This window comes from Bradyrhizobium sp. GCM10028915, from assembly GCF_042666195.1.
GTDB lineage: Bacteria > Pseudomonadota > Alphaproteobacteria > Rhizobiales > Xanthobacteraceae > Bradyrhizobium > Bradyrhizobium canariense_D.
Genome location: NZ_JBHTFN010000009.1, coordinates 14,481 through 27,836 on the forward strand (window position 1 = coordinate 14,481; position 13,356 = coordinate 27,836).

The window sequence follows — 13,356 nt, forward strand, 5'->3', positions numbered from 1 at the left end:
CTACTGGTCCCGCAGTTTGGCAGTCAGCGCGGCAAGTCCGCGATGTAGCGCGACCCGCACCGCGCCCTCGCTCATCGAATATTTCACCGCCGTGTCCTTGATCGACGTGCTGTCGACCGCGATCGACTGCAACACGTCGCGCTGGCGCTGCGGCAGCGTATTGAGCTGGCTGGCGACTTCGCCGGCCGAGACCGTCTCCTGCGGCGCCTCGCCCGGCAGGGTCTCGGCGAAATCGTCGATGTTGACGAAGATCCGCCTGCCCCGTCGCCGCAGCATGTCGATCAGCTTGTTGCGGCCGATCGCAAACAGCCACGGGGCGAAGGGGGCTTCGCTGTCCCAAGTGTGCCGCTTCAGATGCACCGCCAACAAAATCTCCTGCACGATATCCTCGGCCTGGTCGGGAGGCTGCCCGGCCCGAGCCAGGCCGCGCCTCGCGGCAGCGCGCAGCACAGGCGTGACCGCCTTCAACAGGCGATGATACGCCGCGTCATCGCCTGCCATGGCCGACCGCATCAGGCCGGTCCACTCGTCCTCACGTCCGCGCACGCGCGCCCCTCACCATGCAATTCGGCCGCTCTTTCAGTTTGTTACGCTGGCATCAGCCAGATCACGAATTCGTGATCTGGCTTGGCCACGCGACCGATGCGGCCGTCAGGATCTGCGACGGCTCATAACACCGATCGGTCCAGTCCGCACCCCGCGGCCGGCTGCGAAGGCAGCGGTTTTGCCGCGCTTTTGCCGGGTGTGGCCCGAAGATTCCCATTTTCTGCCCCGCTGTGGTCACGCCCCAGGGTCTCTGTTCAGTCCCGGGACGGGCGGAATTTGGGGAGATCGTCAACATGATGAAAGCCAGCGGGCGCGCGGCCCTGATTGTCCTGGCCGGGCTTTTCTTGCTGTTCGGGGGCGTTGCACAGGCGGCGCCGAATTCAGCCGCAAGCAGCAAGTCGGACAGCGCGGGCAAACAGGCCGACACGGTCAAGCCGACCAAGCAGCGGCATCACACGTCGCGTCACCGCGACAACACCAAGACGGCAGAAAAATCCGACGACAAGGCCGACAAGAAGGACGCCGCGGCAACGGCCGATGAGACGAAGGCCGACAATCGTGACGCGCCGACCTCGAGCCAGATGCCGCCGGAAGTCGCCAACGCCAATGCGCAACTCGCCGCCGCCGATACGCCGACCGCGGCTGCCGCTTCCGCAATGACGGGCCGGGCCAACGACAACGTCCAGGCCGCGGCCGATAATACCGCCGCCCCGAACGCCGAGGGCCAGGTCGTCGCACCCGATCAGCTCAACGACATCGACCGCGCCTTGCAACAGGACAACACGCCGGCGCAGAGGGCGGTGATCGCCGCAACCGACGCGCAGCCGCGTCCGGCGCCGGTGATGGCAAGCAGCCAGCAGAGCTCGGCCTGGGACCAGAGCTCCCTGATCGGAAAAATCTTCATCGGCGTCGGCACGCTGCTGACGCTGGCCTCAGCCGCGCGCATGTTCATGGCGTGACTTTGGCTTGATTTTGGCCTGATCGCCGGCCCGCGGGACCTGGTCCGGAACGCGCATCTGGCCGCGTGTTCCGGCCGTCCTTGCGCCGATGGCTTTGCGGCCTCTTGAAGCCCACCGCGCCAGCGGGCACATTGCCCGCTCAACCAAAAGCGTGGGTGGAGCATGAGCACGTTCGAACACATCATCGTCGAAAGCAAAGGCGCGGTCGGCATCATCAAGCTGAACCGGCCGAAGCTGCTCAACGCACTCTCCTTCGGCGTCTTCCGCGAGATCGCCGCGGCCGTCGACGATCTCGAAGCCGATAACGCCATCGGCTGCATCGTCGTGACCGGCAGCGAGAAGGCGTTTGCTGCCGGCGCCGACATCAAGGAGATGCAGCCGAAAAGCTTCATCGACATGTTCTCGGAGGATTTTGCCGCGATCGGCGGCGATCGGGTCGCGCGCTGCCGCAAGCCGACGATCGCCGCGGTCGCAGGCTATGCGCTCGGCGGCGGCTGCGAGCTCGCGATGATGTGCGACTTCATCATCGCCGCCGACACCGCCAAATTTGGTCAACCCGAAATCACGCTCGGCACCATCCCCGGCATCGGCGGCACCCAGCGCCTGACCCGTGCGATCGGCAAGTCCAAGGCGATGGACCTTTGCCTCACCGGCCGCATGATGGATGCGGCCGAAGCCGAGCGCAGCGGCCTGGTCAGCCGCATCGTTCCCGCCGACAAGCTGATGGACGAGGTGATGGCCGCGGCCGAGAAGATCGCCGCGATGTCGCGACCCGCGGTCGCGATGGCCAAGGAAGCGGTCAACCGCGCCTTCGAGACCGCGCTCGCCGAGGGCATGAGCGTCGAGCGCAACCTGTTCCACTCGACCTTCGCACTGGAGGACCGCTCCGAGGGCATGGCGGCGTTCATCGAGAAGCGGAAGCCGGTGAACAAGAACAGGTAAAGGCAGGCGAGCGGTCAGGCTGGTGTAAGGCTCTGCCGCTTTCCCGCAGAATCCCTGTGACGTGCCTGCAACAAGCACGGAATACATGGGGGTTTCCCCCGCGGCAGTTTGCCTGCGGGACCTCGGCTGGTTAAACAGCTAAGAGAGCCGCCGTCGGCGGGGGCGGACAGCCGGGATTTGCGGGATTACATGATTGGGCATGCCGCCAGAGCTGGTCGCGTGATGACGCGGCATCGATCGGGCGTGGCTCCTGTGCTCGCGACATGGACCACGCTGGCGCTGTGTTGCGCCCTGCCCTCCGCCGCACGGGCGGAAGCGCTGCCGGAGGCGCTCGCCAAGGCCTACCAGACCAATCCGCAACTCAATGCCGAGCGTGCGCGGCAGCGCGCCACCGACGAGAACGTGCCGCAGGCGCTCGCCGGCTACCGGCCACAGATCGTGGCAAGCCTCAGCGCCGGGTTGCAATCGGTGCGCAACCTGCTGCCCGACAACACCATCCAGACCGCCAATCTGAAGCCATGGATCATCGGTGTCACCGTGTCGCAGACCCTGTTCAACGGTTTCCGCACCGCCAACAACGTGCGCGCCGCCGAACTCCAGGTACAGTCGGGCCGCGAGGCGCTGCGCAACGTCGGCCAGGGCGTGCTGCTCGACGCGGTCACCGCCTACACCAACGTGCTCGCCAACCAGTCACTGGTCGAGGCGCAGCGCTCCAACGTCGCCTTCCTGCGCGAAACGCTCTCGGTCACCCAGCGGCGCCTCAACGCTGGCGACGTCACGCCGACCGACAGCGCCCAGGCCGAGGCGCGGCTCAACCGCGGGCTTTCCGATCTGAACGCCGCGGAAGTCGCGCTGGCGGTGAGCCAGGCGATCTACGCGCAAGTGATCGGCAATGCGCCATCGCAGCTTCGGGCCGCCGAAGTCGTCGACCGCTATCTGCCGAAGAGCCGCGAGGACGCGCTGACGATGGCGATCCGTCAGCACCCAGCGGTGATGGCCGCCGGCTTCGATGTCGATGTCGCCTCCACCAACATCCGCGTCGCCGAAGGCGCGCTGCTGCCGAGCGCCAGCGTCCAGGGCAGCGCCAGCAAGAGCCGCAACAACGACCCGACGCTCGGCACCTTCGCCGAAGATCAGGCCTCGATCGTCGCCAATGTCACCGTGCCGATCTACGACGGCGGCCAGGCCGCCGCACAGACCCGGCAGGCCAAGGAAATCACGGCGCAGAGCCGGCTCGTGCTCGATCAGGTGCGCAACCAGGCGCGCACGGCGGCGGTCAGCGCCTGGGTTGCCAATGAAGGCGCCAAGATCGCGGTCTCGGCCTCGGAGTCCGAAGTGAAGGCGGCGACCGTCGCGCTCCAGGGCGTGCAGCGCGAGGCCGCCGGCGGACAGCGCACGACGGTGGATGTGCTGAACTCGCAGGCCGATCTGATCCAGGCCAAGGCCCGCCTGATCGGCGCCAATCGCGACCGCGTGATCGCTTCCTACACGCTGCTCAGCGCCGTCGGCCATCTCGACGTCAAGACCTTGAGCCTGAACACGCCGGACTATCTGCCCGAGGTGCACTACCAGCAGGTCCGCGACGCCTGGCACGGCCTGCGCACGCCATCGGGGCAGTAGTTTCAATCGTCTGGCTTGGTGCCGATGAAAAGCCGCCGCATCCATCTGATGGGAGCCTCCGGCTCCGGCGTGACGACGATCGGCCGCGCGCTCGCGAGCCGGCTTGCGCTGCCGCATCACGACAGCGATGATTATTTCTGGCTGCCGACGGCGCCGCCCTACCAGACCACGCGCCCCGCTGCCGAGCGTCTGCGCCTGATGCGCGAGATGTTTCTGCCGCGGCTCGATTGGGTGCTGAGCGGAACGGTCACCGGCTGGGGCGACGAGTTCATCCCATTCTTCGATTTCGTCGTCTTTGTGACGACGCCGCGCGAGCTTCGCTTGCAGCGCCTGCGTGACCGCGAGGCTACGCATTTCGGAGCGGATGCCGTCGCACAGGGCGGCTGGCGTCATGAGGAGGCGGAGTCGTTCGTCGACTGGGCCTCGCACTACGAAGCCGGCGATCGCGAGGGTCGCAGTCTCGCAAGAGATGAGGCGTGGCTCGCGAAGCTGCCCTGCCCGGTCGTGCGCGTCGACGGCTCACGCCCGCTTGCGGACCTCGTCGAGCAGCTATGCAGCGAAGCGCAGCGGCTGCCGGGCTGATGTGATACTGTCACGATGCCACTGCCAAATAATAATACAGGGAGAGAAACCATGCTCAGCCGACGCAGCGTCCTGCTTGCCTCCCTTGCCGCCGGAGTTGCCATGTCGAACAAAGCCCACGCACGTGCCGCGCAGCCCGCCACTCCGGTCAATTTCGACCTCCCGGCCCATGCCTGCGACTGTCACACCCACATCCATGGCGATGTCGAAAAATTTCCGTTCTTCGCGGGCCGCGTCTACACGCCGGAACCGGCTTCGCCGGAGGAGATGGCCGCGCTGCACAAGGCGCTGCATATCGAGCGCGTGGTGATCGTGACGCCGAGCGTCTACGGCACCGACAACTCGTCGACGCTGTTCGGCATGAAAGCGCGTGGCGCGGCCGCGCGCGGGGTGGCCGTGATCGACGACAAAACGACCGAGGCCCAGCTTGACACGATGCAGGCAGACGGCTTTCGCGGTGTCCGCCTCAATCTCGCGACCCGCGGCGTCAACGACCCCAATGTCGGCCGGCCGCGCTTCACCGCCGCAGTCGAGCGCATGAAGGCGCGCGGTTGGCACGTGCAGCTCTACACGACGCTTCCCATGATCTCGGCGATCAAGGACCTCGTCGAGACGGCGCCACTACCCGTTGTATTCGACCATTTCGGCGGCCTTGAGGCCTCGCTTGGGCTGGAGCAGCCGGGATTTTCCGACCTGGTCGCGCTGGTGAAATCCGGCAAGGCCTATGTCAAGATTTCCGGCGCCTATCGCTCCTCGAAGCTCGCGCCCGATTATCAGGACATGGTGCCCTATGCCCGCGCACTGATCGCGGCGAATGCGGACCGCATCGTCTGGGGCACGGACTGGCCGCATCCGGATTCGAGCCGTGTCGAGGGACGCAAAGCCACCGACATCGCGCCGCTCTACCAGATCGACGACGGCCGCCTGCTCAACCAGCTTCCGGTGTGGGCGCCGGATGCGGATGTGCGCAAGAAGATCCTGGTCGACAACCCGGCGCAACTCTACGGGTTCTGAGTCGCGCCAAGCGCAATTCGGTTCAACGACCGCGACACGGTTCCACAATGAGGCGTGGAACTGTTGTCGCGAAGGCACAAACTCGTTGGACTTACACGAACGTGTTTGTGCTCTCGTCCGTTTCTCACCCTTCTGGTTGAGGCGGCGCTCAGCGCCATCGCGCTTGGGTTCACCAATCCGCTGACCGTCATCCTGTTTCTGGCTGCGCTGCACGCCTTTTCAATGCAGACCGCGGCAGCCCCGCTGATCGCCGGTGTCTTCGTCGGTTCCGCGATCTGGTGGACCGTGCTCAGCACGATCGTGGCAATGGCGCGGTCACGGCTGACGCCGTGCATGCTGTCGATGAGCAGTCGGTTGGCCAGCTTGATGCTGCTGGGCCTCGGCACCATGATGCTGGTGCGGATCGCGCAGCGGATGCTGTGATTGGCGGCGTCAGCGTGCGCGGCGGGAGAAGAAGGAGATCAACACCGGCAGCGTCACCAGGATCACGATAGGGGCGAGCATCATGCCTGTCACCACGACCACCGCAAGCGGCTTCTGCACCTGCGAGCCGATGCCTTCCGACAGCGCGGCCGGCAACAGGCCGATGCCGGCGACGACGCAGGTCATCAGCACCGGCCGAAGCTGCAATTCGCCGGTGCGTATCACCGCGCTCATGCGGTCCATGCCCTCTTCGATGAGTTGGTTGAACTGCGACAGGATGATGATGCCGTCCATCACGGCGATGCCGAACAGCGCGATGAAGCCGATCGCCGCCGAGACACTGAAGGCGGTACCTGTGATCAAGAGACCGAGCACGCCGCCGAAGATGGCCATCGGGATCACGCTCATGGCAAGCAGCGTGTCGGTCATCGAGCCGAAATTGAACCAGAGCAGGACGCCGATCAGCGCCAGCGAGATCGGCACTACGATCGACAATCGCCGGATCGCGTCCTGGAGATTGCCGAATTCGCCGACCCAGTCCATGTGCGCGCCGGGCGGCAGTTGCACCTGAGCGGCGATCTTCTGCTGCGCCTCGCGGATGGCGCTGCCGAGGTCGCGTTCACGTACCGAGAACTTGATCGGCAGATAGCGCTCCTGCTGCTCGCGATAAATGTAGGCCGCACCCGAGACGAGGCTGATGGTGGCGACCTCGCTCAGGGGGATCTGCGTGACGGTGCCGTTCGGTCCGGGCGCACCGATCCGCAAATTCTGGATCGCCTCGGCGCTCCTGCGGAATTCCGGCGCAAGACGAACGATGATCGGGAAGTGGCGGTCGCTTCCTGCCTCGTAGATGTCACCGGCGGTGTCGCCGCCGATCGCGACCTTGATGGTGGCGTTGATGTCGCCCGGCGCGAGGCCATAGCGCGCGGCCTTGGCACGGTTGATATCGATCTGGATCGTCGGCTGCCCCAGTGAGGTGAACACGGCAAGGTCGGTGACGCCCTGCACGGTTGATAGCACCGACTTGATCTTGTTGGCGGTGTCGGTCAGCGCCTGGAGATCGCTGCCGAACAGCTTGATCGAGTTCTCGCCCTTCACGCCGGAAACGGCTTCGGAGACATTGTCCTGGAGATATTGCGAGAAGTTGAACTCGACGCCGGGGAAGCGATCGTCAAGCTGCTTGAGCAGTTGCGCGGTCAGCTCTTCCTTGTCGCGGGTGCCGGGCCATTGGCTGGCGGGCTTGAGCGGCGCGAAGAACTCGGCGTTGAAGAAGCCGGCGGCGTCGGTGCCGTCATCGGGGCGGCCGTGCTGCGACACCACGGATTCCACTTCAGGCCGCGCGCGGATCACCTTGCGCATTTCGTTGACGTAGGAGTTGCCTTCCTGAAGCGAGATGGTCGGCGGCAGCGTGGCGCGGATCCAGAGATTGCCCTCCTCCAGCTTCGGCAGGAATTCGAGGCCAAGCAAGCGGCTGAGCGCAACCGTCATCAGTACGAGGCCGAATGCGCCACCGAGCATGATGCCGCGGTTGGCGACCGCCCAATGCAGCACCGGCATGTAGATCCGATGCAGGATCAGCATCACCCTGGTCTCGGTCTCATGAACATGCGCCGGCAGAATGATCGCCGACAGCGCAGGAGTGACGGTGAACGTCGCAAGCAGACCGCCGGCCAGCGCGTAGGCATAGGTCCGGGCCATCGGTCCGAAGATGTTGCCCTCGACGCCGGAGAGCGTGAACAGCGGCAGGAAGGCCGCGATGATGATGGCCGCGGCGAAGAAGATCGAACGAGAGACATCGGCCGCCGCGCTGAGGATGGCGTGGCTTTTCATGCCGAACAGCGTCTCGGACGACATCTGCTCGGATTCCGACATCGGCGTCGTCTGCGTCAGGCGCCGGAAGATCGCCTCCACCATGATGACGGTGGCATCGACGATCAGGCCGAAATCGATCGCGCCGACCGACAACAGGTTCGCCGATTCCCCCCGTAGCACCAGGATGATCACCGCGAAGAACAGCGCGAACGGAATGGTGGCGCCGACGATCAGCGCACTGCGGAGATCGCCGAGGAATATCCACTGCAGCAACACGATCAGCAGAATGCCGATCACCATGTTGTGGAGCACGGTGTGGGTCGTGAGGTCGATCAGGTCGCCGCGGTCATAGATGCGCTCGATGCGCACGCCGGGCGGCAGGATGCTGGAGTCGTTGATGGTTTGAACGAGTTGGTGGACGCGCTTGATGGTTGGCGAGCTCTGCTCGCCGCGGCGCATCAGGACGATGCCTTGCACGATGTCGTCGGACTCATCGAGGCCGGCGATGCCGAGACGGGGCTTCTGGCCGACGGTGACGGTGGCGACGTCCTTGACCAGCACCGGATTGCCGTTGGTCTGCGAGACCATGGTGTTGGCGAGGTCGTCGATCGAGCGGATCAGGCCGACGCCGCGCACCACGGCCGATTGCTGACCGATATTGACGGTGTTGCCGCCGACATTGACGTTGGAATTGCCGACCGCCTGGAGCAATTGCGGCAGCGTCAGGCCGTTGGCGACCAGCTTGTTGAAGTCGACCTGGAGCTCGTAGGTCTTGCTCTTGCCGCCCCATCCGGTGACGTCGATCACGCCGGGCACGGCACGGAAGCGCCGCTGGAGAATCCAGTCCTGGATGGTCTTGAGGTCGAGCACGCTGTAGTTCGGCGGGCCGACGAGACGGTAGCGGAAGATTTCGCCAATTGGACTGAGCGGCGAGATCTGCGGCTGCACATTGCCGGGCAGCGGCGCGAGCTGCGCCAGGCGGTTCAAGACCTGCTGCAACGCCTCGTCATAGGTGTAGGCGAAAGAGAACTGCAGTTTGACGTCGGAAAGGCCGTAGAGCGAGATGGTGCGAATGGTCGTCACGTTCTTCAGACCCGCGACCTGGGTCTCGATCGGAATGGTGATGTAGCGCTCGATCTCCTCCGCCGACAGGCCCGGGCTCTGCGTCACGATGTCGACCATCGGCGGAGTCGGATCGGGGTAAGCCTCGATGTTGAGCTGGTTGAACGCGATCAGGCCGCCGATGAGGACGGCGACGAACATCCCGACCATCAGGAAGCGCCGGTTGACGGCAAGGGCGACGAGGCGATCCATTCAGGTCTTCAGCTTGTCTTTTCCCGCCCGTCGATCAGCTGCCGGACGCGGCGCGGTCGATGAACAGGCTGCCTTTGGTGACCACCTGCTCGCCGGGCTTCAGATTGCTGGTGACCTCGACGAGATTGCCATTGATGAGACCGATCTTGATCTCGCGCAGCTCGACCGACTTGTCCTCGCGTGCCACCCAGAGGCGGACCTTGTCGGCTTCGTAGATCAAGGCCTGCTTCGGTACCGCCGGCGCGGCGCGGTCGCCGGACGAATAGATCGTTACGTTGGCGAACATCTCCGGCTTCAGCAGACCGTCCTTGTTGTCGATGGTGGCGCGGACCAGCAGGCGACGGGTGTTCGGATCGATCGCGGCGGCGACGTAGTTGACCTTGGCGGTCAAGGGGCGGCCCGGGAGCGCCATCACGTTGACGGTGATGTCCTGCCCGATGCACACGGCAGCCGCATCGCTCTCGCGCACGAAGGCGGTGAGCCAGACCGTGGAGAGGTCGCCGACCACGAAGACCGGATCGCTGGCGCCGGAATTGACATACTGGCCGGGGCCGATCTTACGCTGCACGACCGTGCCCGCGATCGGCGAATAGATCGTGACTTCCGGATTGATGACGCCCTTGTCCTGGAACGCCTTGATGGTCTCGTCGGTGAAGCCGAGGATACGCAGCTTGTTGCGCGCGGCTTCCAGCGCCGTCGCCGAGGAGCGCATGTCGTTCTGCGCCTGAACCTGAGTCGCTTCCGCCTGCTGATAGTCCTTCAGTGGGATGGCATGGCCCTCGTAGAGGTCCTTGGCGCGCTTGAACTGGATATCGGCAAGATCGATCGCCGACTTGGCCTTGTTCTGCGAGCTCATCGCTGCAATGAAATCGTTCTGGGCCTGCACGGTGTCGGCGGCCTCGATCGTGAACAGCGGTTGGCCTTGCTTCAGCACCTCGCCTGGCTTGGCGAGCAGCTTGGTCACCCGGCCTGCATAGGGTGAAAACACCGGCGTCGAACGGTCCTCGTCGACTGCGACCTTGCCCTCGGTGACATACTCGGCGCGGAAGGTCTTGGCCTTGACCGGCTCGATCGTCAGCGTCGCCCATTCCGACGGCGTCGGCGTGAAGTTCTGCGCATTTCTGCGCGATTGGCTGGAGATCTCGGAGTGGCTCTTCTCCTTGGCTCCCGCATAGAGGAAGCCGTAGGCCCCGGCACCGGCACCGGCAAGAGCTAGTAAAACTACGGATGTAATTACCCGTTGTTTTGTAAGCACCTGCAATCGCTTGGTATTTTCAACTACCATGGGGCCCGGTCATGTCTGCGATGATACCGGCGGATGCCTGCGTCATCGGTCGCGCTAATAGTGCCGAATTGTAATTTCAAACAACCTAAAAAACGCCGGGCGCCTTTCGGTTTGCGTTAAAAATTTGCGACACGTCAGCTTCACGTCAGCTTATCGCAGGCCACTCTGCCGGATGACTGCCGAGCGGCATCGCCGGACGGCTCCATTGCGCCGGCGTCTTCGACAGCAGTGCCGAATGGCGCACCGCCTTCAACGTGCCGAAGCCAGATGGCATGCCCTCGATGAATGCAGCATGTACGGCCTCACCGGTAATATCCGGGGTATTCAGGCCCTTTTCGAGCCGTCCGAGATTCCACAGCCAGCGCCCGGTCTGCGCCAGCGATACGCGCACGTGCCAGCTGCCACCTTCGCGAGCCTGGCGCGCCTTGGCCATCATCGCGCCGAACGCCATCAGATAGCCAGTGGCGTGGTCGAGCATCTGCGCCGGCAATTCCTTCGGTCCATCGATGCCGGCAGCCTGTCCTTCGGCATGGTTGAACCCGGTCGTGGTCTGCACCAGCGAATCGAAGCCGCGCCGTTCAGCCCAGGGACCGGCATGGCCATAGGCTGACAGCGTTACGTAGACGATGCCGGGGTTGATTGTCGCTGCGTCCTCCGGCGTGAAGCCGAGAGCGGCAAGCGCGCGCGGGCGATAGCCTTGCGAGAAGATATCGGCGTCTCTCAAGAGCTCGCGCAACTGCGCACGCCCGGCCTCGCTTTTCAGCTCGATGAAGGTGGTGAGCTTGCCGCGCCCGGTGTCGATGGTCAGCCACGGAATGGCCGGCAGTTCGGGGCCTGACACGAGCAGCACATCCGCGCCGTGCGCGGCGAGCGTGCGGCCGGCGACGGGCCCCGCGATGACGCGAGAGAGATCGAGCACGCGCAGGCCTGCGAGCGGGCGATCGCCTTTTGGCAATCGTTGCGGCCATGGCTTCGGCGGGGCCTCGCCGATCTTCTCGATCGAGACCAGCGGCAATTCGGCGAGCGCGCGGGCCTGCGGCAGCGCCGACCATTCGTCGTACGAACGCATCAGGGCAACGACGCCGCCCGCGGCGTAGGTCGCAGTCTCGAAATCCTCGCTCTTCCATTGCATCAATGCGGCCTGCACCTTCTCGCGCTCGGGTTCGCAGCCGAGCACCTTGCAGACGGCGTCGCGATGATGCGGGAAATTGGTGTGGCAGCGGACGAAGCGGTTGTCGCCGGTTCTGTAGACGCCGGCGATGGCGTCCCAAGCGGGCGGCGGCGGCTTGTCGTCGACGCGCAAGTAGCGCTCGGAGCGGCATTCGGCGACGGCATGGCGCAGGTCGACGCTGACGTCCTGCGCTTCGCCGCTGCGCAATCTCCAGATTTCGGCGGCGGCAAGGCCGGCGGCGGCGATCGTTGTCTGGCCGGCAATTGCGACGCGAAACGAGGACGGGATCTGCGGCTCCTCGCCCGTCAGCCGCACGCGCGCGAGCGCGGCGGCGTCACCGCCGGCGGAGGTCCAGATGTTGCTGAGAATCTCGGTGGTGCTTTGCATGACCCTTCTCTCCCTTTAGTTTGCGACCATCGCATTAGCACACAAGGACATGCAATGGCCGCCATCGATCCCCTCACCGCAGGCGCCGTGTTCATCGCAACGGCGGCCACCGACGCGGTCTATGTCATGTTCACCTCGGCCGTGATCGCGCGCAAGCGCGTGCCCGCGGCGAACTGGAGCGCGGTCTGGTACATGCTCTCCTCCTATGCGGTGATCAGCTACACCGAAAACGCTTTCTATGTGGCTTTCGCGGCGATCGGCTCCTGGGCCGGCGCCTACGTCTCACTGACATTCCTGCACCGCCCGCCTGGCGGCCCGCCGGTGGGAGCGGCACCGGAGTGAGGGCCGCTGTTTCCACAACGTCATTGCGAGCGAAGCGAAGCAATCCAGAATCTTTCCGCGGTGGCAGTCTGGATTGCTTCGTCGCAAGAGCTCCTCGCAATGACGATGTGGAGGCTTTTGGGCATCTCTCGAAACAGTTACACTCGCTGCGACCAACAAAAAAGGAAAACCAACCAATGGATCTCGGTCTCAAAGGGAAGAACGCCATCGTACTTGGCGGGACGCGCGGCATCGGGCGGGCGATTGCGGCGACGCTGGCCGGCGAAGGCAGCAATGTCGCGGTGTGTGCACGCAACGCGGACCAGGTTGCCGCCACGGTTACGGAGTTGAAGGCCAGCGGGATCCGCGCGACCGGCGGTCCGGTGGATGTCACGGACGGCGCGGCACTGAAATCCTGGATCGAGAATGCTGCAAAGGAGCTTGGCGGCATCGACATGCTGTTCTCTAACGCGGGCGCAATGGCACAAGGCCATGATGCCGCGTCGTGGGAGCAGAATTTTCGACTCGACCTGCTCGGCGCCGTGCACGCGTTCGACGCCGCGCGGCCGTTCCTCGAGGCTAGTGGCGACAAGGGCGGCGACGCCGCCTTCGTGATCATCTCATCGATCTCCGCGGCGCAAGCGGACACGGCGAGTTCCTACGGCCCGATCAAGGCTGCGTTGATCCACATGGCCAAGGGGCTGGCACGGCAGTACGCGAAGAAGAAGATCCGCGTCAACGTGGTCTCGCCAGGCACGGTCTATTTCAAGGGCGGCGTCTGGAATACGATCGAGCAGAACATGCCCGAGCGCTACAATGATGCGATGAAGCGCAACCCCACCGGCCGCATGGCCACGCCACAGGAGATCGCGAGCGCAGCGGTATTTCTGGCAAGCCCGGTGTCGGGGTTCACCACGGGCTCCAATCTGGTGGTGGACGGGGCGATCTCGAACCGGGTGAATTTTTAAGAACAAACTCGT

Annotated in this window: 12 protein-coding genes; 8 read left to right on the forward strand and 4 right to left on the reverse strand. The window is 64.7% G+C overall.

What is annotated here, in order from left to right:
* A complete protein-coding gene (locus tag ACFQX9_RS07870; RefSeq protein WP_085352255.1) occupies positions 1 to 546 on the reverse strand; it encodes a sigma-70 family RNA polymerase sigma factor in 546 nt (181 codons plus the stop codon).
* A gap of 293 nt (positions 547 to 839) precedes the next feature.
* Between ACFQX9_RS07870 and ACFQX9_RS07875 the strand changes: the two genes are divergently transcribed.
* From ACFQX9_RS07875 to ACFQX9_RS07900, 6 genes are all read left to right on the forward strand, one after another.
* On the forward strand, positions 840 to 1,505 hold the full coding sequence (locus ACFQX9_RS07875; protein WP_085362360.1) for a hypothetical protein: 666 nt from the start codon (positions 840 to 842) through the stop codon (positions 1,503 to 1,505).
* 162 nt (positions 1,506 to 1,667) lie between these two features.
* Positions 1,668 to 2,447: an enoyl-CoA hydratase gene (locus ACFQX9_RS07880; protein WP_085362359.1), complete on the forward strand. Its 780-nt coding sequence runs from the start codon at positions 1,668 to 1,670 to the stop codon at positions 2,445 to 2,447.
* A 222-nt stretch (positions 2,448 to 2,669) separates the two neighbouring features.
* A complete protein-coding gene (locus ACFQX9_RS07885; RefSeq protein ID WP_085385863.1) occupies positions 2,670 to 4,067 on the forward strand; it encodes a TolC family outer membrane protein in 1,398 nt (465 codons plus the stop codon).
* Positions 4,068 to 4,091: 24 nt separating this feature from the next.
* Positions 4,092 to 4,649 (forward strand): hypothetical protein, encoded by a 558-nt coding sequence (locus ACFQX9_RS07890; RefSeq protein WP_085362357.1) that lies wholly within the window; start codon positions 4,092 to 4,094, stop codon positions 4,647 to 4,649.
* 51 nt (positions 4,650 to 4,700) lie between these two features.
* Positions 4,701 to 5,663, forward strand: a complete 963-nt coding sequence (locus tag ACFQX9_RS07895; RefSeq protein ID WP_085362356.1) for an amidohydrolase family protein — start codon at positions 4,701 to 4,703, stop codon at positions 5,661 to 5,663.
* Between the two features lie 54 nt (positions 5,664 to 5,717).
* Positions 5,718 to 6,086, forward strand: a complete 369-nt coding sequence (locus ACFQX9_RS07900) for a hypothetical protein (protein WP_247454627.1) — start codon at positions 5,718 to 5,720, stop codon at positions 6,084 to 6,086.
* A 9-nt stretch (positions 6,087 to 6,095) separates the two neighbouring features.
* Here the strand turns inward: ACFQX9_RS07900 and ACFQX9_RS07905 are convergent, their stop codons facing one another.
* From ACFQX9_RS07905 to ACFQX9_RS07915, 3 genes are all read right to left on the reverse strand, one after another.
* On the reverse strand, positions 6,096 to 9,212 hold the full coding sequence (locus tag ACFQX9_RS07905) for an efflux RND transporter permease subunit (RefSeq protein WP_085352250.1): 3,117 nt from the start codon (positions 9,210 to 9,212) through the stop codon (positions 6,096 to 6,098).
* A gap of 34 nt (positions 9,213 to 9,246) precedes the next feature.
* Positions 9,247 to 10,497, reverse strand: a complete 1,251-nt coding sequence (locus ACFQX9_RS07910; RefSeq protein ID WP_377787628.1) for an efflux RND transporter periplasmic adaptor subunit — start codon at positions 10,495 to 10,497, stop codon at positions 9,247 to 9,249.
* Positions 10,498 to 10,642: 145 nt separating this feature from the next.
* Entirely contained in the window at positions 10,643 to 12,055 is a 1,413-nt protein-coding gene (locus tag ACFQX9_RS07915; protein WP_377787631.1) for a CoA transferase, read from the reverse strand.
* 54 nt (positions 12,056 to 12,109) lie between these two features.
* On the opposite strand from ACFQX9_RS07915, the gene ACFQX9_RS07920 reads away from it, so the two are divergent.
* A complete protein-coding gene (locus tag ACFQX9_RS07920; RefSeq protein ID WP_007593600.1) occupies positions 12,110 to 12,397 on the forward strand; it encodes a hypothetical protein in 288 nt (95 codons plus the stop codon).
* Positions 12,398 to 12,573: 176 nt separating this feature from the next.
* Positions 12,574 to 13,344: an SDR family NAD(P)-dependent oxidoreductase gene (locus tag ACFQX9_RS07925; protein WP_085385865.1), complete on the forward strand. Its 771-nt coding sequence runs from the start codon at positions 12,574 to 12,576 to the stop codon at positions 13,342 to 13,344.
* Positions 13,345 to 13,356: the final 12 nt, after the last annotated feature.

What these genes read in the sequence shown, in the direction of transcription:
- ACFQX9_RS07875 (WP_085362360.1), top strand. Translation starts at nt 840, where the DNA reads ATGATGAAAGCCAGCGGGCGCGCGGCCCTGATTGTCCTGGCCGGGCTT.
- ACFQX9_RS07880 (WP_085362359.1), top strand. Translation starts at nt 1,668, where the DNA reads ATGAGCACGTTCGAACACATCATCGTCGAAAGCAAAGGCGCGGTCGGC.
- ACFQX9_RS07885 (WP_085385863.1), top strand. Translation starts at nt 2,670, where the DNA reads ATGACGCGGCATCGATCGGGCGTGGCTCCTGTGCTCGCGACATGGACC.
- ACFQX9_RS07890 (WP_085362357.1), top strand. Translation starts at nt 4,092, where the DNA reads ATGAAAAGCCGCCGCATCCATCTGATGGGAGCCTCCGGCTCCGGCGTG.
- ACFQX9_RS07895 (WP_085362356.1), top strand. Translation starts at nt 4,701, where the DNA reads ATGCTCAGCCGACGCAGCGTCCTGCTTGCCTCCCTTGCCGCCGGAGTT.
- ACFQX9_RS07905 (WP_085352250.1), bottom strand. Translation starts at nt 9,212, where the DNA reads ATGGATCGCCTCGTCGCCCTTGCCGTCAACCGGCGCTTCCTGATGGTC.
- ACFQX9_RS07910 (WP_377787628.1), bottom strand. Translation starts at nt 10,497, where the DNA reads ATGGTAGTTGAAAATACCAAGCGATTGCAGGTGCTTACAAAACAACGG.
- ACFQX9_RS07915 (WP_377787631.1), bottom strand. Translation starts at nt 12,055, where the DNA reads ATGCAAAGCACCACCGAGATTCTCAGCAACATCTGGACCTCCGCCGGC.
- ACFQX9_RS07920 (WP_007593600.1), top strand. Translation starts at nt 12,110, where the DNA reads ATGGCCGCCATCGATCCCCTCACCGCAGGCGCCGTGTTCATCGCAACG.
- ACFQX9_RS07925 (WP_085385865.1), top strand. Translation starts at nt 12,574, where the DNA reads ATGGATCTCGGTCTCAAAGGGAAGAACGCCATCGTACTTGGCGGGACG.